This window comes from Paenibacillus doosanensis (assembly GCF_025060755.1).
GTDB lineage: Bacteria > Bacillota > Bacilli > Paenibacillales > NBRC-103111 > Paenibacillus_S > Paenibacillus_S doosanensis.
Genome location: NZ_JANYUY010000014.1, coordinates 38,901 through 61,616 on the forward strand (window position 1 = coordinate 38,901; position 22,716 = coordinate 61,616).

At 57.9% G+C, this 22,716-nt stretch carries 19 protein-coding genes; 10 read left to right on the forward strand and 9 right to left on the reverse strand.

The features are described 5' to 3' along the window. The first annotated feature begins 121 nt into the window (after nt 1–121). The 6 genes from N0M98_RS12440 (at nt 122) to N0M98_RS12465 (ending at nt 8,364) form a co-directional block, all read left to right on the forward strand. Nucleotides 122–1,906: a sensor histidine kinase gene (locus N0M98_RS12440; protein WP_249861250.1), complete on the forward strand. Its 1,785-nt coding sequence runs from the start codon at nt 122–124 to the stop codon at nt 1,904–1,906. After that, nucleotides 1,887–3,170: a response regulator transcription factor gene (locus tag N0M98_RS12445; RefSeq protein WP_259618062.1), complete on the forward strand. Its 1,284-nt coding sequence runs from the start codon at nt 1,887–1,889 to the stop codon at nt 3,168–3,170. The genes N0M98_RS12440 and N0M98_RS12445 overlap by 20 nt, the downstream gene beginning before the upstream one ends. A 104-nt stretch (nt 3,171–3,274) precedes the next feature. Continuing rightward, nucleotides 3,275–4,777, forward strand: a complete 1,503-nt coding sequence (locus tag N0M98_RS12450; RefSeq protein ID WP_259618063.1) for an ABC transporter substrate-binding protein — start codon at nt 3,275–3,277, stop codon at nt 4,775–4,777. Between the two features lie 115 nt (nt 4,778–4,892). Beyond that, complete coding sequence (locus N0M98_RS12455) at nt 4,893–5,762, forward strand: ABC transporter permease (protein WP_249866425.1); 870 nt, start codon at nt 4,893–4,895, stop codon at nt 5,760–5,762. Nucleotides 5,763–5,781: 19 nt separating this feature from the next. After that, nucleotides 5,782–6,669: a carbohydrate ABC transporter permease gene (locus N0M98_RS12460; RefSeq protein ID WP_259618064.1), complete on the forward strand. Its 888-nt coding sequence runs from the start codon at nt 5,782–5,784 to the stop codon at nt 6,667–6,669. Between the two features lie 63 nt (nt 6,670–6,732). Further along, nucleotides 6,733–8,364, forward strand: a complete 1,632-nt coding sequence (locus N0M98_RS12465; RefSeq protein WP_259618065.1) for a CocE/NonD family hydrolase — start codon at nt 6,733–6,735, stop codon at nt 8,362–8,364. 279 nt (nt 8,365–8,643) lie between these two features. On the opposite strand, the gene N0M98_RS12470 is transcribed toward N0M98_RS12465, so the two are convergent. The 7 genes from N0M98_RS12470 to N0M98_RS12500 all read right to left on the reverse strand — a co-directional run bounded on the left by N0M98_RS12470 (nt 8,644) and on the right by N0M98_RS12500 (nt 17,012). Further along, nucleotides 8,644–9,402, reverse strand: a complete 759-nt coding sequence (locus tag N0M98_RS12470) for a sugar isomerase domain-containing protein (protein ID WP_249861255.1) — start codon at nt 9,400–9,402, stop codon at nt 8,644–8,646. Then, a complete protein-coding gene (locus tag N0M98_RS12475) occupies nt 9,399–10,595 on the reverse strand; it encodes an N-acetylglucosamine-6-phosphate deacetylase (RefSeq protein WP_249861256.1) in 1,197 nt (398 codons plus the stop codon). The genes N0M98_RS12470 and N0M98_RS12475 overlap by 4 nt, the downstream gene beginning before the upstream one ends. Nucleotides 10,596–10,608: 13 nt before the next feature. Then, nucleotides 10,609–11,391 (reverse strand): glucosamine-6-phosphate deaminase, encoded by a 783-nt coding sequence (locus N0M98_RS12480; protein ID WP_249861257.1) that lies wholly within the window; start codon nt 11,389–11,391, stop codon nt 10,609–10,611. After that, entirely contained in the window at nt 11,384–12,682 is a 1,299-nt protein-coding gene (locus N0M98_RS12485; RefSeq protein WP_259618066.1) for a neutral/alkaline non-lysosomal ceramidase N-terminal domain-containing protein, read from the reverse strand. The genes N0M98_RS12480 and N0M98_RS12485 overlap by 8 nt, the downstream gene beginning before the upstream one ends. A 1-nt stretch (nt 12,683) precedes the next feature. After that, on the reverse strand, nt 12,684–13,988 hold the full coding sequence (locus N0M98_RS12490) for an AGE family epimerase/isomerase (RefSeq protein ID WP_259618067.1): 1,305 nt from the start codon (nt 13,986–13,988) through the stop codon (nt 12,684–12,686). A gap of 220 nt (nt 13,989–14,208) precedes the next feature. Beyond that, nucleotides 14,209–15,717 carry a sodium:solute symporter family protein gene (locus tag N0M98_RS12495; RefSeq protein WP_259618068.1) on the reverse strand — a complete coding sequence of 503 codons (1,509 nt, stop codon included), beginning with the start codon at nt 15,715–15,717 and terminating at the stop codon, nt 14,209–14,211. Between the two features lie 152 nt (nt 15,718–15,869). Next, complete coding sequence (locus N0M98_RS12500; protein ID WP_259618069.1) at nt 15,870–17,012, reverse strand: ROK family transcriptional regulator; 1,143 nt, start codon at nt 17,010–17,012, stop codon at nt 15,870–15,872. A gap of 140 nt (nt 17,013–17,152) precedes the next feature. Here N0M98_RS12500 and N0M98_RS12505 point away from each other — a divergent pair, with 140 nt between their 5' ends. Both N0M98_RS12505 and N0M98_RS12510 read left to right on the forward strand, forming a co-directional pair. Continuing rightward, nucleotides 17,153–17,674, forward strand: a complete 522-nt coding sequence (locus N0M98_RS12505) for a (2Fe-2S)-binding protein (RefSeq protein ID WP_259618070.1) — start codon at nt 17,153–17,155, stop codon at nt 17,672–17,674. A 157-nt stretch (nt 17,675–17,831) separates the two neighbouring features. Beyond that, nucleotides 17,832–18,788 carry a 3'-5' exoribonuclease YhaM family protein gene (locus tag N0M98_RS12510; protein ID WP_259618071.1) on the forward strand — a complete coding sequence of 319 codons (957 nt, stop codon included), beginning with the start codon at nt 17,832–17,834 and terminating at the stop codon, nt 18,786–18,788. A gap of 5 nt (nt 18,789–18,793) precedes the next feature. Here N0M98_RS12510 and N0M98_RS12515 read toward each other — a convergent pair whose 3' ends face one another. Continuing rightward, nucleotides 18,794–19,885 (reverse strand): sensor histidine kinase, encoded by a 1,092-nt coding sequence (locus N0M98_RS12515; RefSeq protein WP_259618072.1) that lies wholly within the window; start codon nt 19,883–19,885, stop codon nt 18,794–18,796. After that, nucleotides 19,882–20,586, reverse strand: a complete 705-nt coding sequence (locus N0M98_RS12520) for a response regulator transcription factor (protein WP_249861266.1) — start codon at nt 20,584–20,586, stop codon at nt 19,882–19,884. Before N0M98_RS12520 ends, N0M98_RS12515 begins: the two co-directional genes overlap by 4 nt. 431 nt (nt 20,587–21,017) lie before the next feature. Between N0M98_RS12520 and N0M98_RS12525 the strand changes: the two genes are divergently transcribed. Further along, entirely contained in the window at nt 21,018–21,650 is a 633-nt protein-coding gene (locus tag N0M98_RS12525) for a DUF2306 domain-containing protein (protein ID WP_259618073.1), read from the forward strand. Nucleotides 21,651–21,670: 20 nt separating this feature from the next. Next, on the forward strand, nt 21,671–22,708 hold the full coding sequence (locus tag N0M98_RS12530) for a DJ-1/PfpI family protein (RefSeq protein ID WP_249861268.1): 1,038 nt from the start codon (nt 21,671–21,673) through the stop codon (nt 22,706–22,708). The last annotated feature ends 8 nt before the right edge of the window (nt 22,709–22,716 follow it).

Sequence of the window (22,716 nt, forward strand, 5' to 3'; positions counted from 1 at the left end):
GTTCCCCCTTCAGTGTTAGCTTATTGTATATCTCGATTATCGCAGAAAGCCTTCGGGCCCTCTACTCCGATTTCGACTTTTGATTTTCTTTTTTAGACTTTTGTTAAGGGGGGATGCCGGCGTGAAGAGAGGAGAGCGCTGGATCAAACGGTTGTCCTTGAACTCGATTCGCACGAAGCTGGTGCTGGGCGTGCTGCTGATCATCGTGCCGTTGAACGCGCTGATGCTGGGCTTAAGCTTTTATTCGATCAAGGTCGTTCATAATCAGGTGGCCGATTCCAACAACAATATGCTGAGCTTGTACATGGAGCAGTTCGACGAGAAGCTGCGAAGGGTGGATGAATATTTGCTCGGTCTGATGCAGTACGAATCGAATCTGTCGATTCTGCAATCTCCCGCGTCGGAGTGGAATCATTACAGCGCAATTCATAATCTGAGCAATAATGTGACGGCTAACATCGTTTCCTACGATTTTCTGGCGGGCATCTTCGTATACTCCGCGCCGGGCGACGATTACATTTATGCCTTCAACAGGCAGACGCAGATCGGCGAGAGCGACTATATCCGATCTTATGTCCGGGACGCGGTCCGCTCGGATCGGACGCCAAGGGAATGGTTCGAGCGGGGATGGTTTATCGTGCATCCTCCTTCCGGGGCTTCGTATTTTGTCCGCCTGATGAGAAGTGAAAACGGTTACGTCGGGGCTTGGATGAACATCGCCAATGTGCAGCTGCCGCTGCCTTTGGTGAATATCGGGGACCAAGGCGCGGCGTTGTTCGTGGACGAACAGGGCGCTCCGCTGACTAACGCATCGTTCGTCGGCGAACGGCAGGTGCAGGTGGATGTCGGGCTGACGGATTATTACATGACGGGGCAAAAAGAACGCTTCCTCGCCCTCGGCAAGCATTCCACGAAAGGAGCGTTCAGCTTATTCGTCTTCCTCCCGGAGGATAAAATACTGGAGAAGCTGCCCGATCTGCAAAAAGTCGTCGTCACCATCACGGTCTCGTCGTTCGCGATTTTGCCGGTAAGCTTGCTGCTGCTGCGCAAATCGATGCTGATTCCGATACGAAGGCTGCTCAGAGCGATTAAACAGATTATGGAGGGCAATCTGGACGTGCGCATCGCGGCGTTCCGGACATCGGAGGAGTTTCGGATCGTGAACGACTCCTTCAACCATATGATTTCGCAAATCCAGGAGCTGCGCATCCGGGTGTATGAAGAGAAGCTCGACAAGCAGAAGGCCGAATTGCAGCATTTGCAGCTGCAGCTCAATCCCCACACGTTCATTAACTCGTTAAATATGCTGCACATGCTGGCTCGCACCGGGGAGTATCGGACGCTGGAGGATATTTCGCTATGCCTTATTCATTACTACCGCTACAATTTCCGCAGCAATTTGACGCTGGTGACGCTGAAGGAGGAGCTTCAGCATGTGCGCAACTACATCCGCATTCAAGAGCAGCGGTTCCCGGATAATATCCGAATGTCGGTGCAGGTTCCGGATTTTCTGCTGCGCGAGCCGGTCCCGCCGTTAATTATTCAAACGTTCGTGGAAAATACGGTCAAGCATGCGGTCACGCTGGATGAGCCGATTGACATTACGGTGCACGCCGAAGTGGCCGTCTGCGGCGAGCAGCCGTATCTTCTCCTGCGGGTTCAAGATACCGGCATGGGCTTCCCCGATCAGGTGCTGAGCGACCTTGCCGGGGGAAACCGGATTTACAACGAAGAGGGGGAGCGGATCGGCATATGGAATGTGAAGCGGCGGCTGCACATCATTTACGAGAACAAGGCGGACATCCGCTTTGCCAACGGGGAGCCTCATGGAGCTAAGGTAGAGCTACGGCTGCCCATTTATCACGAACCGGAAAAGAGGAAGCTGCATGAATCTGCTTATTGTTGACGATGAACTATGGCTTGCGGAGGCGGTAAAGAGCGAGCTGCCTTGGGAGGAAATGTTCGGTATAAGCTCCGTATCGATCGCGAACAATATCCGGCAGGCGAAGGAGGCGTTCGGTCGGGATTCCGTAGACCTTATGATCTGCGACATTGAGATGCCGCAAGGCAGCGGGCTGCAGCTGCTTGCATGGGTCAAGGAGCATCATCCCCGGACGGAGACGGTGTTTCTTACGTGCCACGCCGATTTCAAGTACGCGCAGCAGGCGATGCAGCTCGGCTGCCTGGACTATTTGCTGAAGCCGGTATCCAGGGAGGAGCTGCGCCAGGCGGTAGAGAAAGCGATCGCCCAGATTAACCGGCAAAGCTATCTGCTGGAGTACAGCCAGCTGGGGGAATTTTGGACGAAGCATCAGCCGCTGCTCGTCGAGAGGTTCTGGCTCGATGTGATCGGCTACTCGATCTCGCCGCAGCCCGAAGCGATACGCCAAGCGGCGGCGGAGCGCAACATTCCGCTCAGGGAGGGGATGCTGTTCCTTCCCGTGCTGATCCAGGTACAGCGGTATCATAAACCGCTCAGCCCGCGGGATGAAAAAATATTGGAATACGGCCTGTGCAACTGCGCCGAGGAAACGCTGTTTCCCCAAGAGGACGGCAGAATCATCGTCTTGTCGGAGCGCAAGCTGCTCGCCGTGATTCCTTCGGGCCAAGGGGGCCATGACATGAGCCGGCTTGTCGCCGACTGCGAATCGTTCATTGCCTTCGGCAATCGGCATCTGTACTGCGATGTGTCCTGCTATGCGGGGGAAGCGGCGCCCGTGCACCAGTTTGCCGATACGGTGCAGAGGCTGTTCCTGCTCGCTCAGCATAACGCCGCGTCCACTGGCAAGGTGATCGTATCGCGGGGGGCGCCCGCCGCCCGCTCGTTATCGGCCGAACTCGTCGAGAAAATCGGGCAATATGTCGACGGGAAGCTCGATCAGGAGAGCCTGTCGAGAGAAAGCGTGGCGCAGACGGTGTTTTTGAACCCGGATTATTTGGACCGCATCTTCAAGAAAGAAACCGGCATGTCCGTCACCGCCTTCCTGCAGCAGCAGCGCATGCGGCGAGCCGAGGAGCTGCTCTCCCATACGACGATGTCGGTCATCGCGATCGGCCAGCAGGTCGGTTACTCGAATGTTTCGCATTTTTCCAAACGGTTTAAGCAGCATTCGGGTCTGAGTCCGCTTGAATTTCGGCGCCTCCGCAGCCTTCCTCCTAGTCGAAAATAGAACAAGGAATGGTCGAAAACAGAGCGGAACCGGATGCCGGCGGGCGGTAGAATGAAATCATGTTCGAACATCAATTTGAAACGGTAACAGATGGGGGAAAGAGCATGAGAAAACAAATGAAGTTGGCCGGCTGCGTACTGTCCGCTGCGCTGCTATTATCCGCCTGCGGAGGGAACGAGGCTCCGAAGGCGGGGAGCGAACCGGCGGGCGATGCGGGAGCGAACGCGTTAAACAAAGACCCTTACGAGGTGGTCGTCGCCTTCCCGATTATCGGCAGTATTCCGAAGGACATTCAGCTGGTGCAGGATGAAATCAACAAAATTTCCAGGGCGAAGCTGAACACGACGATGAAGCTGCTGCCGCTCGGCAGCGACTGGGCCAATCAGATCAATCTGATGCTGAGCAGCGGGGAGAAGCTGGATCTGATGGCCACGTACAATTACAGCGCCGACGTTTCGATGGGGCGGCTGCTGCCGATTAACGAGCTGATCGATCAGCACGGACAGGGCATCAAGACGGCGCTGGGCGATTACTACAAAGCGACGTTCATCAAAGGCAAAAGCTACGGGGTTCCGAGCGTCCGGGACTTCGCCCAAGATTACGGCCTGCTGATCCGCAAAGACCTGCTCGTCAAAACAGGGATCGACACGTCCAAGATGAAGAGTCTGGACGATTTGGAGCCGCTGCTGAAGGCGCTGAAGGATACGATCGATCCGTCGATGGTTCCGCTCACGAACAAGACGGGCAATTCGGTGCTCGGCACCTTCAGCACGCGTGACAGCCTCGGCGACGACCTGGGCGTGCTGCTGGGCAACGGCCAGGATAATCTCAAGGTCGTGAACTGGTATGAGACGCCGGAGTATGCCGGGTATTTAAAAACGATTCGCCGTTGGTACGAATCCGGCTATATTTTGAAGGACGCCGTGCAAAACCAGGAGGCGGAGAACGCCGTCATTAAAGCGGGCAAAGCGGCGGCGGTGCTCGGACATCAGAAGCCGGGCTTCGAGACGCAGGCTTCGCATACGACCCAAATGGAGATGGCCACCGTCAAGCTGGTGCCGCCGATCGCCAAGACGAGCACGGTCACGAACGTCATGTGGGGAGTCGCCGCCACCTCCAACAAGCCGGACCGGGCGGTTCAATTCCTGAATTTGATGTATTCGGACAAAGACATCGTCAACCTGCTCGACTGGGGAATCGAAGGCAAGCACTACGCGAAGGGCAGCGACGGCCTGATCGATTACCCGCAAGGCGTCGACAAGTCGAATACGGGCTGGGGCTTGAACATGGGATGGATGTTCGGCAATCAGTTCCTGGCATACGTATGGAAGGGCGACAGTCCGGACTTATGGAAAAAGACCGAGGAATTCAATCGGAGTGCGATGAAATCGAAGGCGCTCGGCTTTACGTTCGACGCCTCTCCGGTGAAAACTGAGGTGACAGCGGTATCCAACGTCATTAACCAATACCGCAGAGGCTTGGAATGCGGCGTGCTGGACCCGGATAAAGAGCTGCCGAACTTTATTTCCAAGCTGAAGGATGCGGGCATTGACAAAATTGTCGCCGAAAAGCAGAAGCAGCTGGATCAATGGTCCAAAGAGCAGTGAGGAAAGACAAGGCAATCCGACGCCTGTCGGGTTGCCTTTCTTCTAGACGACGAGACCGGGGAGCGAAGATGCCGTGCGCAGTACAACAGTTAGAAAATATGTTCCTTTGTTTTCCATGATGATTCCGGGGCTGATCTATTTGCTGATCAACAATTACGTTCCGATGTTCGGGATTATGATCGCCTTTAAAGAGGTGAACTATGCCAAGGGCATTTTTGCCGGGGATTGGATCGGCTTCAAAAACTTCGAATACTTGTTCAAAACGCGGGATGCTTACGTCATCACGCGAAATACGCTGCTGTATAACGGGGCGTTCATTATCATTCATACGGTGGTGGCCGTAGGCGTGGCGATTCTGCTGAACGAGATCAGGCAAAAGCTGGCCAACCGCTTTTATCAAAGCGTCATTCTGCTACCGCATCTGATCTCGATGGTGATCGTCAGCTACTTGGTCTATGCGCTGCTGAGTCTGGAGACCGGGCTGATGAACAAGACGGTGCTGCCGCTGCTCGGGATCGATCCCCTCTCCTGGTATACTGAGGCCAAGTATTGGCCGCTTATCCTGACGATCGTCCACGTATGGAAAGGGGCGGGCTTTCTTTGTATCGTGTATTTGGCTTCGATTATCGGCATCGATACGGAGTACTACGAAGCGGCGATGCTCGACGGGGCGACGAAATGGCAGCAAATCCGCATGATTACGATTCCGCTTATTACGCCGGTCATTACGATGATGACGCTGCTGGCGATAGGCCGCATTTTTTATTCCGATTTCGGTCTGTTCTATCAAGTGCCGATGAATTCGGGTCCGCTCGTCGAGACGACCAGCGTCATCGATACTTATGTGTTCAGAGGCTTGATTACGCTCGGCGATATCGGGATGTCATCGGCGGCGGGGGCTTACCAGTCCATCGTCGGCTTCGTGCTGGTGCTGCTGTCCAATTATGCGGTGAGGAAGCTGAGCAGGGAAAACGCCCTGTTCTAGAAGGAGGTGAAATGAAAGCATGTCTAAAGAACCGAAAAGCATTCAATGGATCGCCCATCTCGTGCTGCTCGCCATGGCGGCCGCATGTTTGATTCCGTTCGTGCTCCTGTTCATGTCGTCGATCTCCAGCGAAGAGAGCATTATTAAATACGGGTACCGGTTTGTGCCGCAAATGTTCAGCCTGGACGCGTACCGCTATTTGCTGGAGCACGGGGGAGAGCTCGGGCGCGCTTACGGCATCACGATCCTTATCACCGTCATCGGGACGTGCGCGAGTCTCGTCATTACTCCGATGCTGGCGTATCCGATGTCGCGTCAAGATTTGCCTTTGAAACATTTCTGGGCGTTTCTCGTCTTCTTTACGCTGCTGTTCAACGGCGGTCTGGTGCCGACCTACTTGATATATACGAAATTTCTGGGGATCAAAAATACGATCTGGGCGTTAATCGTCCCCGGGCTGCTGATGAACGGGTTTAACGTGCTGCTGGTGCGGACTTACTTTATGACTTCGATTCCGCCGGCCCTGATTGAAGCGGCCAAAATCGACGGCGCGGGAGAGTACCGGACCTTCTACAAAATCGTGCTGCCGCTTTCGATGCCGATTATGGCGACGATCGGGCTGTTTCACGGGATCGGGTATTGGAACGACTGGTTCAACGGGTTAACCTACGTGACGAATCCGAAGCTGTTCAGCATTCAAAATATTTTGAACCGGATGCTGCTCGATATTCAGTTTCTTACGCAAAATTCCAACTTATCCGCCGCCGCCGGAGACCAGGTCGCCAAGCTGCCGAGCACGACGGTTCGTATGGCGATCGCGATTGTCGGCGTGCTGCCGGTGCTGATGGCTTATCCGTTTTTCCAAAAGTATTTTATTAAAGGCATCACGATCGGCGCGGTCAAATAAGGATGGCGGATGATGAGGCTGCAAGGAAAGTCCGATATAATACGAGCGAAGGGGAGCGGCAGGATGAACGATAGGCCAGGCGTTCCGGGCGCAGGGACGGAAGATAGAGCCTGGGTAAGGCAGTCCGGGACATCGGATGACTGTGCCGGGAGACGGCAGTATCGGGTTGAGGTGACCGAGCATGTCGGCGTAACGATGAGCGACGGGATTACGCTGAGCGGGAGGCTTTTCCTGCCGCAGGCGGATGAAGGCGCGAAGCGCTGGCCTTGTCTGCTGCTGGCTAACGGCTACGGGAATCGGAACCAGCCCAGAGAAGATGAGCTGTGCGGCTTCTTTGCCCGCAGCGGGTATGCGGTGCTGCATGTAAGCATGCGCGGCTCCGGCGCCTCCGAAGGCGTCAATACGTTATTCGAATCGTACGGAGAAGACGGCTGCGAGCTTGTGGCGTGGATGGCCGGGCAGGAGTGGTCGACCGGCGCGGTAGGGATGATCGGCCAATCGCTGCGGGGCATCAGCCAATGGCTGACCGCCAAGCGGCTGCCGCCCGGGCTGAAGGCGATCAGCCCGGAGATCGCGTCGCCCGACGGCTACGACGATTTGTGGTATGCCGGAGGGACGCTGCCCGGCCCCGGGCGAAGAAGCAGGGGAGCGCCGGAGTACCCGGCGGCAGCGGCGCACCGCAACAAGGACGAATGGTGGCGCGAGCGGACGGTGTCGCCGGAGGAGCTGGCGCGGATTGCGCAATCCGGCATAGCGGCGCTGATCTCCGGCGGCTGGCAAGATTATGTGTCGCCGGGGAATCTGAAGGCTTATTCGGCGCTGCGCGCCTACGGGGGTATATGCAAGCTGGTCGTCGGGCCCGAGGCCCATGCTTCCGTTGCGCGGATGGAGCCTTATGACTTCAGGCTGTGCCAACTGCGGTGGTTCGACCGCTATTTGAAGGGAGAAGATAACGGGATCGACCGGGAAGAGCCGGTGCTGCTGTTCATCCGGGGCGCAGACATGTGGCGCTACGAGCGGGATTGGCCGATCCCGGATGCGAAGCGGGCGGCGTTCTATCTTGCCGGCATACCGAGCGGCACGCTGGCCGGACGAGACGGCGACGGTTCGCTTTCCTTCGCTCCCGAATCGGAGAGCGGCAGTTCGGTCAGCTGCTACGACTATTTGCCCGATACCGGGCCGTTGCTTCCGGCGATGCGCTGCGCGAGGGGCGGCATTCCCGCCGCCGATCTGTCGCGCTATGAAGAGGCGACGGCGAGCTGGACGACGGAGCCGCTTCCCCGCCCTGCGGAGATAACCGGCATCGTACGCTTGCGCTTGTGGGCGGCGTGCACGGCCGAGGACGCCGATTTTGTCGTCACGCTCTCCGCCGTATCGCCCGGCGGACGCTCGCAGCAGTTGACCTGCGGTTATCTCAACGCCTCCCGCAGCCGCAGCCGTTCGCACCCGGCTCCGCTCGTCCCGGGCGAAATCCGGGACTATATCATCGAGCTGATGCCCATAGCCTCGGTCGTGCCGGAGAGCTATCGGCTGCGCCTTGCGATCGCCGGAGGCAGCTGCTCGCTGCCCGAGCAGGAAGCGCCTCAAGGTCCCGGGCTGCAGCCGCTGCCGTCCGCGGTAACGATCTATCATTCCGGGCGGTATCCGTCCTGTCTGGAAGTGCCGGTGATCGGAAGCTTTATCGGGCCCGAGTGAGGAACGGCGGCCGGGCAGGCGGAGCCGCCCGGATATGAAGAGGCTGACCGGATAGGACTGGATAGGAAGCTAAATTCCGGGAACGCAGACAGCCGGGGCGCGGCCGCTACAGCAGGCGATTAGCGTCTGGCTGTCTGTGTTTTGCCGGGGGTAAGACGGAATCCGGCCGCTATAGAAGGGCAGCTCACGTTTAGTCCTCCTCTGTTTTTTGCAGGTACAAAATGAAACCCGGCCTCGGATCGTAAGGATCGCAAGGCCGGGTTTGTTATGGCGTGTGCGCTACAGCTTCTTGATTCTGCCTTTGAATCGCTCAATGAAGCGGGCGTTGGCTTCATCGCCGCCGCTGGCATTGCCGCTCATCCATATGGGCGGGCGGATGCCGTCCTTGACCAGCAGTTCGATCGTCTCGGCTGTGAGCGAATTGAGCAGATAGGCGTTGGCGAACGTGGACATCGCGGCGACCCGCTGGTCCAGACCGTCGATTTCGACGACGGCGTCTCCGACTTCGATTTTCGTATCCAGCACGATATCGACCAGGTCGTGCAGGTTTTGCTTGGACGGATGACGGGCCGGATGGCCGGCCGGCGTGGCGAGCGCATGGCGGACGGAGGTGACCCCGATCGTCTTGACTCCGCGCGCTCTGGCTTCCAGCGCCGCATCGATCGTCGCCGAATTGATGCCGTAGGCGTTAATAATCAGCAATAAGTCCCCCTGCTTCAGCCCGTAATCGTCCAGCACGATCCGCGCGTAGCCGGGCGTTCGCTCGACCGCCATCGATCTTAGCGCGCCGCCGCTCAGCAGCGTCCCTTCGTCGAGGATGGCGCTGATATGCATCAGACCTCCGGCGCGGAAAAAAATCTCCTGCGGCCCGAGATTCGAATGGCCGCCCGGCCCGTAGGCATAGACGATGCGGTCCTGCTTGATATGCTCCGCCATCACACGGGCCGCTTCGGCGACGGCGGCCTGCTCCTCCTGATGAAGAAGCTCCAGATGACGAGTGATTTGCTGAAGATACCGGGTCATGGCTGCTGTGCTCATGCGTTTGCCTCCTTGGCGGGGGATGCCGAGTCGAAGACCCGTTCTCCCAGCTTATAAGTTTGGATGATTTTCACGCCTTGCGGACGCTTCAGCTCGAATAAGACCAGATCCGCCGGCGCGCCGGGGGCGAGTCCGCTCTGCGAGGGCAGGTTCAGCAGGGCGGAGGGGCGCAGCGACGCCATCTCCCATGCGGTATCCAACTCGGCCAGTCCGCTGTCCAGCAGATGGGAAATGCCCCACGGAAGCAGCTGGGCCGATCCGGCCAGCAGGCCGGGATGCTCCGCCAGATGCAGTCTTCCTTCGGGAGTGAGCACGACCCGGCCTCCGATATGGTTCTCATACAGGCCGGGCTCCATGCCGCTTAAGTACACGGCGTCGCTGACGAGCAGCGCCTTCTCTCCCTTGGCGCGCAGCGTCACCTTCAGTACCGAATCCGGCAGATGGAAGCCGTCGGCGATGACGCAGGCCGCCAGCTCATCCCGGCTCAGCTGCTCCCATATATAGTTGGGATGACGGGGCAGCGACAGGTGGGCGCCGTTGCCCAGATGCGTCGACATGCGCGCGCCGGCCTGAACCGCTTCGGCAATCTGCTCCGGCGAAGCGGCGGTATGGCCGATCGACACGATGACGCCCTGCTCCACACAGCGCTCGATGAATTCGGCCGATCCCGGCCATTCCGGCGATAGCGTGACGATCTTAATCCTCCCTTGGGCCGCTTCCTGCCATCTTTGGAATAAAGGCCAGTCGGGCGCTTTCGTAAAGCTTCTGTCATGGGCTCCGCGCGGACCGTCCTCCGGGGAAATGAACGGCCCCTCCAGGTGAATGCCCGGAGCTGCGGCGGCGGAGACGGGGTCGGCGGCGCAGGCGGCGGCGATGGAGCGCATTGCCTGCTCGATTTCCGCATCTCCGTTCGTAATGACGGTGGGGAAGTAAGTGGTGACGCCCTGCCTCCACAGCCCGCGCGTAGCGCGTTCCACCGCGCCTTCGGCAATCGGGATCGTATTGAAGTCGGCGCCGAAATAGCCGTTGATTTGCAGATCCACCAGACCCGGAGCGACCCAGGGCAGCGCAGCTTGGCGAATTTCCGCATCCAATGGATGAAGCGATTGAATCCGGCCGTGTTCGATATGAATCGTAACGGGCTGCTTCGTTTTATAATGAATTCCGTTCACCTTCGTTACGCTTCTTGGCATCTTTATTCATCTCCTAACCGATTTCACCGTCGTACGAATCCGTGTCTACATACAGCGTGCAGTCCGGATGCCGCCGGAGGATGGTCGAAGGGCATTCCGTCGAAATCGGGCCGCCGAGCGTTTGGCGCACGGCCGCGGTTTTCGTCGCGCCCGGCACCATGCAGTATAAATGAGCGCCCGAGAACAGGGTGGGGATCGTCAGCGTAAGGGCGTGCGTCGGCACGTCTTCCAGGCTGGCGAAGCAGCCGTCGTTGACCTGCTGCCGGCGGCACGGCATATCCAGCTCCACGCTCTTGACGAGCGCGCTGTCGTTAAAATCGGCGACAGGCGGATCGTTGAAGGCGATATGGCCGTTCTCTCCGATGCCCAGCGCCACGATGTCGACCGGTGCTTCGCCGAGCAGCGCCGCATAGCGCTTGCATTCGGCTTCAATGTCGCCGGAGCTGTCGATCAGATGAACTACGCCCGGATTCACCCGATCGAACAGCCGCTCGCTCAGAAACGAGCCGAACCGCTGCGGCGCTTGCGGGGCGAGCCCGATATATTCATCCATATGGAACACGGTGACGCGTTCCCAGTCGATGCCCTCAGCGCTGCATAAAGCTTGCAAAAATTCATTTTGCGAAGGCGCTGCGGCGAAGATCATCCGGATACGGTTTTTCGAGCTTAGCAGCTCTTTCATTTTATCCGCGACATGGCTTCCGGCGGCCGCTCCAAGCAGCTCTCTGTTTGCATATATGTTCACCTTCAGCCGATCGACGGTTTTCGTGTGCAGCGGTTGTACGGTTTCATTCATGATTCGGTTTCTCTCCTATCACTTGTAATATGGCGCTGCGGATGACGCCTTCCGTTCGGGGATGAAACGGCGACGGCAGGCCGAAATACGGGACCGAGTCTCGCGCTTCGTAGCCTCCCTGGACAAGCTGCTCTTCGGTGGGCACATAGCCGATCATGCCGTTCGTATAGCCGAGCGGGAGCGCCTTGCCAAAGGAGGCTTCCTTGACAAAGCGGCCGTAATCGGCGACCATCTCCGCATTAAAGGCGACAAGCGACAATTCTTCGGCCAGATCGAGCCGCGTAATTTCCAGCGGAATGCTCTCCTGCCTGCACTGCGGCTCCCGCAGCAGGAGGCGGGCGCGTTCGCCGTATATATCGGTCTGCCGGGCCTCGGCTTCCAGCTCTTCGCTCGCTGGAACCGACTCGAAGGGCAGCGGCAGCTCCACGGTTCGGCTCCCGAGCCCGGCCGGCGCGAGCTGCCGCATAGGCAGGCTGCTCACGCGCAGCACTTCCTCGCTCAGCCAGCTTCCGAAGCGCTCCACCTCCATGCGGCAGCCTCGGTAAAATTCGCCGCCGCTGACGAGCGCGGGGCGAATATCCCCGCAGCAGCCTTGCAGGAAGGCGCCGACGGCCCCGCCGCCGAGCGCTTGCTCGATCCGTTCCAGCGCCGCCCCGCAGTACTCCGACGAAATTTCGTTATCGCCGGTCGTCGTCGGGTGGCAAGTATAATGAACGAACAGCGCTTTGACCGCGCCGCCGGAGGCGCGAAACCGGATGACCGTAACGGCCGGATCGACAGGCCCGTTCACGTCGGGCGCCATCGCGATCTTCCCGCCGACGTTCTTGCGGCGGTTGACGCCGATCCGGCATTGCCCGGCGCCCCGTTCTATCGTGACCGGCTCCATCGTCCGCAGCGCCCGGCCGATCCCTTCGAACAGCCGCTGTTCCAAATCGGCTATATATTCCGCATCCGGCCTGCCGAGCGCATCCGTGAAGCGGCCGCTCGTTTGCGGCCCGCAATGGGTATGGGTCGCATGGAGCAGCACGGTATGAAAGCCCCAGCGTTCCTTAATCTTGGGAACCAGCTTCTCGACGAGATCGCTTCCCCACCAGATCAAATCCGCGGAGACCAGCAGGGCGGAGGCGGTGTGCCCCGAGCCGTCCGTCCGCTCGAAAGCGTGAATTCTGGCGAACAAGGGGCGGGCGATATGCTCGAACGGCCCTTGCCTATGCGCAAATCCGGCCAGCGGAACGGGCTTCGCCGGGGTGATGTCCGTTTTGGCGGAGCCGAGCTTGATTGGCGATGTCATCTCACCGGACACCTCCGCCGGCGGTTTCCGAATGGTTCGCATACAGCTCGATAATCAGCAGCACATTGCGGATAATATGGAACGGATCTTTGACCGGCAGCGCCACGACTTTGTCCAGCGGATGGCCTGCCCGGTCTCGAATCTGAATCCATTCGCCGATGCGCCGGTCGGGCTGGGGGAAGGTCCGGAAGACGTATTCATGCGTTTTCAAATACAGCTCTTTCAACGCCGCTTTGTCTTCGGCTTCCCCGGCCAGCTCGTAAGCGAGCAGCGTGCTGTACAGCGCCTCGGAATGCGGCCACCACAGCTTGGAATCCCAGGTGTCCATAATGAGCGTTTCGTACGGATCGCCGGTGCGCTGTCCCGCGGGAGGCCCGCCGTCCCGATCGACGAAGCGCAGCAGGCCGCCGTGCTCCGTATCCCATCCGAGCTCGAACGCCCGGCGGATGACCGGCAGCGTCCGCACGGCCAAGTCGCTTTGTCCGAGAAGCCCTGCCGCATGAATGACGAACCACATGCTCTCGAGCGTATGCCCGGGATTGACATGGCGGCAAAGAACGGTTGACGGCGCCTCGCCGGGCTCAGCCGGAAGCAGCTCGGCGATACGCTGATCGGGCATAAGGAATTCATTCATGACGCTCTCGGCGTAGGCAAGGCAATCCTGCCGCACACGCTGACAGGCGGGATGGCGGAAATGCGCCAGCGTCTCCGTCAGCTGACCGGAAATGTTCAGCAGGATCATATGAACGGAGTGCGATTTCAGCCCTTCCGGTATCGGGTAAGGCTCGCTGCGGATACGCCCGCCGCTTAAGCGGGCATGAATCCGGTCGTACAAGGCGAGCGCTTCTTCAATCATGTCGTTACGCTCGTTCAGGAGGGCGAGCTCGGCCAAGCCCAGCACGACGAAGCAATCCGCATAGAAGCTCGTATCTAAGCCTTGCCCGGGAACGCTCTCCTTCTTCCGCCCGTCTTCCGTCAGCAGGAAGGCGCAGTTCCCGTTGTCCAAGTAGACGTGGCGCCGGAGAAAATCCGCGGCCTGCTCCGCCTCCCTCCGGAAAGCCGAAGCGTCCCCCGGCAGAACGCCTTGCCCGATCAAGCGCGCGATCCGCGACCATATCCATATATATCTGCCCTGCGACCAGGTGTATTTATCCGTGTTGATCCGCTCGTCCCCCGAGTTCGTGAAGCAGGTGAACATGCCGCCGTAGCGCCGGTCCACCGCCTTGCTCCAGAAGGGCAGCAAATCTTCCAGCAGATGACGTCGATAAAAAGCTTGCAGCGTTTGTGCGCCCCATAGTTCGTGCATGATGTTCCTTCCTTTCCTTTAAGGTTGCCGGACCTGCGGCCGATAGAAGTTTCCGCTCGCTGTTATAGCCGAATTTTTTTCATTTTGAACCGCTAAAGCGGAGAAAATCCGTCTATAAAGGCGACCGCTTACGCTTTTCCAGATTCAAATGGCCCCTCCGCTCTTTTTCCAACACGCTTTTAAAGCCGTATTATGTTTCCGCTTTCATAGGGCCGATCGGTTATGCCTTGAATCCCTGCTGCGGGGAATTGGCATCTTGGGCGTCGGAGCTCAGCGAATCGAGCAGCTGCTCGACCCTCGGCGACACCGGCGTGCTGCCCTTCAGCCAGCCCATGCCGATAAACAGGATGGCCGACACGACGACAGGGGAAGCAACGAGTGTGGCCGTGCTGACGGTAAGCACATATTTGACGATCACGAACGTGACGATGCCGGCAGCCCAAGATACGATAGCCGCTGCGGAGTCGCTTCGCTTGAAGGCAGGAATCAGGCCGAGCAGCATCGGGATCGAGATCGGACCTACCAGAGCGCCGAACCAGACGATCAGCAGATTCAATATGCCGCCGAATGTGCTGGAGTAGACGGCGATGATCAAGGTAAGCACGACGAAGGTAATCATCGCCCCGCGGGCTACGCGCAGCGCGGTCTTTTCGCTGAGCGTACGGTACTTGGAGGAGATGACGGGCAAAATATCGCGCGTAATGACCGCCGTAATCGCATTGGCGTCCGAGGTGGTCATCGCCATCGTATGGGCGAACATGGACGCGAGCACCAGACCGATCAAGCCGTGCGGCAGCAAATCCATCGTCATCATCGAATACGATTGCGTCGGATCTTTCAAATCTTGATAGAAGAGAGGAGCGGCCCACATCGGGAAGAACAGAATCAACGGCCAGATGAGATATAAAGCGCCGGAGAGAAGAGCGGCCTTGCGCGCTTCGGAACCGTTCGGAGAAGCGATGTAGCGCTGCGCCAGGTTCCAGGTGCCGCCGTTGTAGCTGAGAAAATCAATAAGGATGTAAGCAAGGACGAACCCCATCGTATACGGGCCGACCAGAGGCTGGCTGTGAGAGGCGGGGAGCTGATCCCAGATACCGGTAATCGAGCCGATGCCGCCCAATTTCATGACGACAATGACGAACATGGCGACTCCGGCGATCAATTGAACGATGAATTGGGCGAAATCCGTCCAGGCGTCGGCCCATAGGCCGCCGATAGCGGAGTACAGCAAGGAGATTGCGCCGGATAAGAAAATGCCTACGTTCAGCGGAACTCCCGCGAACACGTTTAGGATGACGGCGATGGCAGCCCATTTGGCCCCGACGTCGAAGAGCTTGAGCAGCACGCCGCTCCAAGCCATCAGCTGCTGCGTAGGCACGTTATACCTGGTAGACAGGTATTCCATAGGGGATTCGATGTTCATCCTCTGACGCAGCCGGGCCCAGCGCGGAGCGATCAGGGCGGCGCCGACAAAGACGGCGATGGACACCGGGATAGCCCACCATACATACAAGGTAAATCCGTAGGTGTAAGCGACGCCCGCATAGGCGACGAATACCGCCGCGCTGTAGCCGGACATATGGTGAGAGATGCCGGACAGCCACCAAGGCATTTTCCCGCCTGCCGCAAAAAAGTCTTGAGTACCGCTGATTTGGCGGAACGACCATACCCCGATACCCACCATAAGAAGGAAAAACAGCCCTAACACGATCCAGTCCAACATTGACATAATGGAGTTCACCCCTGCTTTGTAATGTGATTCGGATCAATTAATCCTAAACTAGGACTAATTGTTAATATTAAATTAACACGCCCATGTTTCGGGTGTCAATCGTCTATTCAAACTTTTGTCACATTTTATTCGGCGCAGAAAAAAAGCCGTCATTCTTTTTCAAAATCAAGAATAACGGCGAACGCAGCTCCGATGCTGGAGGCGCAGCGGCTTTTGATAAAGAGGATTTTCGTTTGCTCGGTCGGATATTTCAGCGCCCGGCTTTCCACTGTAGAAAGCACCGATTGCTTAAAGGCGTCCAGCTTGTCCAGCGGACTGTCGACGACGATATAGCCGGGATTGAGCAGCGCGATGACGGGCGCGAGCGCGATGCCGACATACCGTCCTGTTTGCCGCATAAGCTCGTCGGCGGAAGAGAGCCCGGCCGCATCCTCTGTCCAATAAGCGTCAAAGTCGCCTTCGGCGCGGACTTCGGGATACAGCTCCCGGAGCTGCTTGGCCAGTGCGGGGAGGCTGACCATCGCTTCCAGACAGCCTCTCTGACCGCAGGTGCAGAGCGGGCCGTTCGGCTCTACGCACAGATGGCCGACTTCCCCGGCCGTCCAGCTGGCGCCGTTATAAATGCTGCTGTCGATAATATGCGCCCCGCCGACGCCTTCGTCGATACGCAAATAAAAGGAGTTGGCGGCGTGCTCCGCCGGCATCCCGGAGGACGGAGCGAGGGCCGCGGCCTTCACCAGGTTCAGCACCTTCGTTGCGACCGGCAGCCGCGCGTCCATCCGGTCCTTGAGCCGGACATTCCGCCAGCTCAAATGGGACGAGAAGTGAACGACCCCTTCGATAGGATCGACCAGAGCCGGGACGGCGACGCCGATACCGAGCACCTCCGGATGCCGTCCGATCAGCTCGCCGCATAACCGAATCAGCGTGCCGATGCATCGGTCGGGGTCGTTGGCGTCCGTCACGATGCTGCCTTGGTCCAGAACGGCGGAGCAGTAATCCGTGACGACATATTGAATGTACGAGTGCTGGATCAGGATGCCGATGCTCTTGTACGCCTCCGTCTGCAAGCTCAGCTGAATCCGCGGCCGCCCGACGCTTCCTTGCTCATCCGATCCGACTTCTTTAACGACGCCTTCTTTTATAAATTTATCGACAATTAATGAAATCGTATTTTTACTTAAACCCAAGGCTGCGGCAATCTCTTGTCTGGAGCTGATTTTTCCTGCGCGAAGAAGCGCTAGCGTCCGCTTTTCATTTTGCTGCCTCAGCAGGGCCGTGCCTTTGCTCATGAATCGTGGCGCCCCTTCCGTCATTGTGTGTTGCTATTGCAGCTATCGCAGCCGGCATCATAGCGAAATCGAATCTCTGAATCTCATGATAGCATATTTCAAAATGACCTAGCCAATCTTCTGCTTCCGGCTTATATGCGATGACGATGTATAATCGGGGGCTGGATCTGTCGCTACAAAACAGCTTCCTTTCCGTCCCGGAAGGCGCTTGGGGCAAGTGGCAGCCGTCGTTAAGCTTCAAGAACGGCAGCGTCACTTCGCCGACTGAGGGGAAGCGGGGGGAATGGCGTGAGGAAGTGGTCGGAACTCTTTTCGGCGGGCATGTCGGTCCTTTGCTTCGCTCCATATCCCAAGCGGCGGCCATACCGCTGCCCGTCCTATGGGAGAACATCGCCGTCCGCATCTATTCGCTCTATGAGAAGCGGCTCGGCGAAGGATGCGGTTCCGAGGAAGCAGCCTGCATTAGCGACGACTACTATTATTTGGTGCATGAGGCCCGGCCGGATTTGTTCGGGGAGAAGGACAATCCGTTAGCCGTCTTCTACGGAAAGCCGTCCGGCGGCGCGTTCCCGGAGCCTGCGGTTCGAATGAGAAAAACATGCTGTCTGTACTACAAGATTGCCCCGGATCAAAGCTGCTGCGACGCCTGTCCTATCGGTTAGGACGGGCGCGTCTTAAGAAGGCTTCTCCGATTTTAGGAGAGTCTTCTTTGCCGTTTCCGAGATGTGGCGCCGCTTCTAATGCCGAAGCCATTACGTTTGGCACCGAATATGCTAGAATAGAGTCATACATAGGTTACTAGTTTTGGAGGCATACCATATGACGTTAATTAAAAGCCTGGTCAATCAGGATGAATTTGTCGGATTTTATTTGTTGAAAGAGCTGGAGGTCAAGCAGACGAACGGGACGCCGCCCAAAGATTATTTCGATATTGTCATGTGCGATTCGAGCGGTCAGCTGTCGGCCAAATACTGGGACGTTTCGCCGGCGGATAAAGAGACCTTTTTTCCGATGGGATTAGTTAAAATTCGGGGGATCGTTCAGACGTACCGCGAGAGGCTGCAGGTCAAAATCACCCGCATCCGCAAGGCGACGGAGAACGATGGCGTATCGCTCACCGATTTTATCCGTTCGGCGCCGATTCGTCCCGTCGATCTGGTCTATACGATCAAGCAGGTAATGGCGTCGATACAGGATGACGGGATCAAGACGCTCGTCTCTTACTGCGTGAATAAAGTAGACGAGAAATTAATGCACTACCCCGCGGCCAAAACCCATCACCATGCCTATTACGCCGGTTTGGCTTATCATATGGTCCGCATGCTTGAAATCGCCGATTTCGTATGCAAGCAGCGCCCGTTTTTGAACGCCGATCTGCTTAAGGCGGGCATCATATTGCATGATATCGCCAAGCCCGAGGAGATGATCGCCCAGCTCGGCATCGTGAGCGATTACAGCGTGCAGGGCAAGCTGCTCGGCCATATCTCGATGGCCTCGAACTGGATTACTGAGGCCGCCATTCACAGCGGAATCGATCTGCAGTCGGAGCGGGTCATCGCGCTGCAGCATCTCGTCTTGTCCCATCACAACCTGGGCGAGTGGGGCAGCCCCGTACAGCCGCAGACGGCGGAGGCCGTCGCGCTGCATCATATCGACGCGCTGGACGCCAAGCTGCAGATGGTCGAGGACGCGCTCGATTCCTTGCCGGAATCCGAAGCGTGGACGCCGATGATCCGCGGGCTGGAAAACAAGCCGATCTACCGGACGAAGCTGTAGCCGCCTTATTCGGATTCCGCTCCCGATGTACGGGGAATCCACCCGGTCAGCCTCGCGCCGCCTTGCGGATGGTTGTCCGCCGTCAAATCGCCGCCGTGCGCCCGGAAGATGCGTCTCGCTATCGTGAGTCCGAGGCCGGTTCCGCCGGACTCGCGGTTTCGCGACGACTCGCCGCGGTATAAGGGCTCGAACACGCGCTCAAGATCGGCCTCGGGAATACCCGGACCCGAATCCAGGACGGTCACTGCCGCCTTGTCCGGCGTCAAGGAGCAGATCGCTTCAATGACGCCGCCATGCGGCGTATGCCTGACGGCGTTATCCAGCAGGTTGTTGAACGCCCGTTCCAGCAAATAAGCGTCCCCGGTTACAAGTCCCGATTCGGCATCGGCCGGGGGCATTCGGAGGCGCAAGGCGATCGACTTGGCTTCGGCCGCATGACGCACGGTCTCAAGCGATTGTTGAACGATATCCGCAAGCTCGAACGCATCTTCCCGCTGCACGCTTTCCGTATGCTCCGTTTTGGCGAAGGCGAGCAGGTCGGAGACCAGCCGGTCCAATTGCTCGGATTTTTGTTTACATACTTTCACATAATGATTCCTTTGTTCAGGGCTGGAGGCGATATTGCGCTCCAGCCCTTCCAAATATCCCCGGAGAGCAAACAGCGGCGTGCGCAAATCATGCGCGATGGCGCCGATGAAAAACCGCCGTTCTTCTTCCAGCGCGGATTGCTGCCGGACGGACTCGCGCAGCCCGGCCGCCATCTTATCGAAGCCGCGGCGAACCTCCGCAATCTCCCGGACCCCCGAAGGCGGCAGCTCAATATCCAAATTTCCCTCCGCAATTTGCCCGGCGGCTCTGCCCATCGCCTCCAATGGCTCGATGATCCATTTGCGAAAGCCGTAACCGAACACGGCAATTGCGGCCAGAAAGCCGACGGACGCAGCCAGCCATATCCCGATTCGGCTCGGCCCTTGTTCCGCACCGATCTGTATCGATTTGGTTTCGATGAGATGAACGACGACGTAAACGATCCAAGCAAGGCTCGAGATCATAAACAGCGAGCCGAACAGCACCGTGCGAACCTTAAACGCCCTCATTGCGGTAGTCCCTCAAACCGGTATCCGATTCCCCAAACATTCGTGATGTACGGCGGCTGACCGGGTTCGGCCTCGATTTTTTCACGCATTCTCGCCATGAGCACCCGCACGGTATGTTTATCTCCGACCCCGTCCCAAAACTGGTCCAATAACTGTTCATAAGTAAATACTTGCCGGGGATGCTCGGCCAATAGTCGGAATACTTCAAATTCCTTGGGGGTCAAGAATACCTGTTCTCCGTTAACGCTGATTTCCCTCGTGGCGAAGTTTAGCTGAAGCCGCCCGTAATCGATGACCTTTCCGGCTGTCTGTCCGGTCCCCTGCCCGGACGCTGCGGCACGGCGCAGCACCGCCTTGACCCGGGCGATCACTTCAACGGGGGAAGCGGTTTTCACGATATAGTCGTCTCCCCCGATGCCGAGTCCCCGGATTTTGTGAATGTCGTCGTCCCGTGCGCTTAGAAACAGGATCGGGACATTGCTCGTCTCGCGGATTTTTCGGCACAGCTCGAATCCGTCTTGCCCCGGCATCATGACGTCCACAATGAGACAGTCCGCCGGTTGCCGGCGGAACGCGGCCAAGGCGGAGTTCGCATCATGGGCCGTGACGACCCGAAACCCGTCATTGATCAAAAAGTCTCTCATCAGTTCGACGATGCTGACATCGTCGTCGACGACCATAATTGTTTTCGGCTGATTCATGGAAACCACGACCTTTTCGGTACGACATAAGCGTGTCTACACACACTGACAGTATATCATGTTCCTTTGAGACGGCGCATACGATGACCGGTTAGAGACCGGTTAGAGACGGTTTTGTGACAGTTTCGGTCCCCGTTCTGCAACAGATTCGGGTTATGCTGGAAGCGCGGTGAAAAACGAGCGGAGGGGCCATTTGAATCTGGAAAAGCGATAGCGTTCGCCTTTGAAACCGGATGTTCTCCATGTAAAAAGAAAGTAACCATCTACAAAATCCGGTTTCAACAGCGATTGGAGGATCAAATGGGCGCAGCGGACTTTTTCACCACACTTCAAAGGCCGGATAGGAAATCGGTCAAGAAAGGAGCAGACATGTATGAAACAGGGAAAAGGTCCAAGCCGGGCCCATTTGAAGCAGACGGGAGAGGAGCCGGATGAGTAGGAAGCGCCTCTATCAAGCCGTGGCGGCGCTCGCGGTCGTTTCTATTGTCTGGGCGCTCTTGAACCGATATGTATCGGACCCGGGCGCAGCGGAATTCCTGGCCCGCAAGAGCGGCCTCAGGCGCGCGGTTCATGTACCGGCATGGCTCACCATGCTGGATGTGCATATTCTTTTTGCTTCCGTCGCTTTGCTGGCTGGCGCCGTGAATTTCTCGAATCGGCTGCTTCGGCAGTATCGGAGCGTGCATCGCTTGAACGGGTACGTTTATTTATTGAGCGTGCTTGCGGTGCTGCTGACATCCGGGTACTTGGCGCCGTATGCGACGGGAGGGAAAGCCGTCAGCGTCATGTTTAACTTGTGGAACATCGTTTGGTTTGCTGCGACGCTGACCGCATTTGTGTACATCAAACGGAAAAAGATAGCCGAGCACCGCCGTTGGATGATGCGAAGCTACGCCTTTTGTTTCACTAATCTGGCGATTCATTTATTTATGCTCTTGTTTGCCGACGGGCTTGGCTTGGAATATGAGACAGCCTATTCCTATAGCGTCATGGCGGCCATGCCGTCGCTGCTGCTGACCGCCGAAGCGGCTATCAGGGCAGGCGGAGCCGGCGGTCATGCATGAAAGAAAAGGGGAGAGTAGCGATGTTCAATATTCAAATCGTTTTATTCGATGGCTTTGATCTTATGGATGCCATCGGTCCTTATGAAGTGTTTACGGCCGCGAACATGCTGAGCGGAAGCGATTTTCAAGTGAATTTCGTCAGTGCGGAAGGGACGAGAATCGTCCCGAGCGGCATGAACGGTCCCGGATTGCCCGCTTCAGGATTCATCGATCCGGATTGCGGCGGTATTCTGCTCATTCCGGGCGCTATGGGCAAGGTCGGGCCGGAAGATACGAGCGAGGATAGCGTAATGACGCAGCTGCTGCGGGCGAAGGAGAGCGCGCTTATGCCGATGCTGCGGCAAGCGGTAAGCAATGAGAAGATGACGGTCTCCACCGTATGCGGCGGAGCGATGCTGCTCGCCATGGACGGCCTGCTTGAGGACCGTTACGCCGTCACGCATGTTCTGGGGATGGAGGCGCTCCGCGCCATGGGGGCCAAGCCCGTATCCGCAAGAGTCGTCGTGGACGGCAGGCTCGTCACCGGCGGCGGGGTCACATCCGGACTCGATGTCGCCTTATACTTGGTCGAGCGGGAATGGGGGCCCCGAATCTCGCATGCGGTGGAGCAGCTGTTTGAATATGAGCGCAGGGGGACGGTATGGACCGAAGCGGGCATCGCGCCGCTGGAGCACTCGAAGCCGGGCGATCCGGGAGACGAGCGAGAGCTTGATCCTGTACGGCCGGAGAGGACGAAAGAATCGCTGCGGGCCATCGAAGGGATATGGGATTTGACGATCTCCACTCCGGTCGGCAAGCTTCCGGTCGTGATGACGATCTCCAAGGCGAACGGCACGGTTCGAGGCACGTTCCGGCAGGGCGACGAAATATCCGAATGCACGGACCTGCATATTCAGAACGGCAGCGAACTGACATGGTCGCTTCGCGTGAAAAAGCCGATGCGGCTGCAGTTGAAATTTGCCGTTACCGTAGACGGGGACCGGCTATCCGGTACGGCAACGGCGAAGATGCTGCCGTCTTCGAAAGTTCAAGGCATTCGCAGACGCGAACCGTCTTAGCGCGGAAC

What these genes read in the sequence shown, in the direction of transcription:
- N0M98_RS12445 (WP_259618062.1), top strand. Translation starts at nt 1,887, where the DNA reads ATGAATCTGCTTATTGTTGACGATGAACTATGGCTTGCGGAGGCGGTA.
- N0M98_RS12450 (WP_259618063.1), top strand. Translation starts at nt 3,275, where the DNA reads ATGAGAAAACAAATGAAGTTGGCCGGCTGCGTACTGTCCGCTGCGCTG.
- N0M98_RS12455 (WP_249866425.1), top strand. Translation starts at nt 4,893, where the DNA reads ATGATGATTCCGGGGCTGATCTATTTGCTGATCAACAATTACGTTCCG.
- N0M98_RS12460 (WP_259618064.1), top strand. Translation starts at nt 5,782, where the DNA reads ATGTCTAAAGAACCGAAAAGCATTCAATGGATCGCCCATCTCGTGCTG.
- N0M98_RS12465 (WP_259618065.1), top strand. Translation starts at nt 6,733, where the DNA reads ATGAACGATAGGCCAGGCGTTCCGGGCGCAGGGACGGAAGATAGAGCC.
- N0M98_RS12470 (WP_249861255.1), bottom strand. Translation starts at nt 9,402, where the DNA reads ATGAGCACAGCAGCCATGACCCGGTATCTTCAGCAAATCACTCGTCAT.
- N0M98_RS12475 (WP_249861256.1), bottom strand. Translation starts at nt 10,595, where the DNA reads ATGCCAAGAAGCGTAACGAAGGTGAACGGAATTCATTATAAAACGAAG.
- N0M98_RS12480 (WP_249861257.1), bottom strand. Translation starts at nt 11,391, where the DNA reads ATGAATGAAACCGTACAACCGCTGCACACGAAAACCGTCGATCGGCTG.
- N0M98_RS12485 (WP_259618066.1), bottom strand. Translation starts at nt 12,682, where the DNA reads ATGACATCGCCAATCAAGCTCGGCTCCGCCAAAACGGACATCACCCCG.
- N0M98_RS12490 (WP_259618067.1), bottom strand. Translation starts at nt 13,988, where the DNA reads ATGCACGAACTATGGGGCGCACAAACGCTGCAAGCTTTTTATCGACGT.
- N0M98_RS12495 (WP_259618068.1), bottom strand. Translation starts at nt 15,717, where the DNA reads ATGTCAATGTTGGACTGGATCGTGTTAGGGCTGTTTTTCCTTCTTATG.
- N0M98_RS12500 (WP_259618069.1), bottom strand. Translation starts at nt 17,012, where the DNA reads ATGAGCAAAGGCACGGCCCTGCTGAGGCAGCAAAATGAAAAGCGGACG.
- N0M98_RS12505 (WP_259618070.1), top strand. Translation starts at nt 17,153, where the DNA reads ATGACGATGTATAATCGGGGGCTGGATCTGTCGCTACAAAACAGCTTC.
- N0M98_RS12510 (WP_259618071.1), top strand. Translation starts at nt 17,832, where the DNA reads ATGACGTTAATTAAAAGCCTGGTCAATCAGGATGAATTTGTCGGATTT.
- N0M98_RS12515 (WP_259618072.1), bottom strand. Translation starts at nt 19,885, where the DNA reads ATGAGGGCGTTTAAGGTTCGCACGGTGCTGTTCGGCTCGCTGTTTATG.
- N0M98_RS12520 (WP_249861266.1), bottom strand. Translation starts at nt 20,586, where the DNA reads ATGAATCAGCCGAAAACAATTATGGTCGTCGACGACGATGTCAGCATC.
- N0M98_RS12525 (WP_259618073.1), top strand. Translation starts at nt 21,018, where the DNA reads ATGAGTAGGAAGCGCCTCTATCAAGCCGTGGCGGCGCTCGCGGTCGTT.
- N0M98_RS12530 (WP_249861268.1), top strand. Translation starts at nt 21,671, where the DNA reads ATGTTCAATATTCAAATCGTTTTATTCGATGGCTTTGATCTTATGGAT.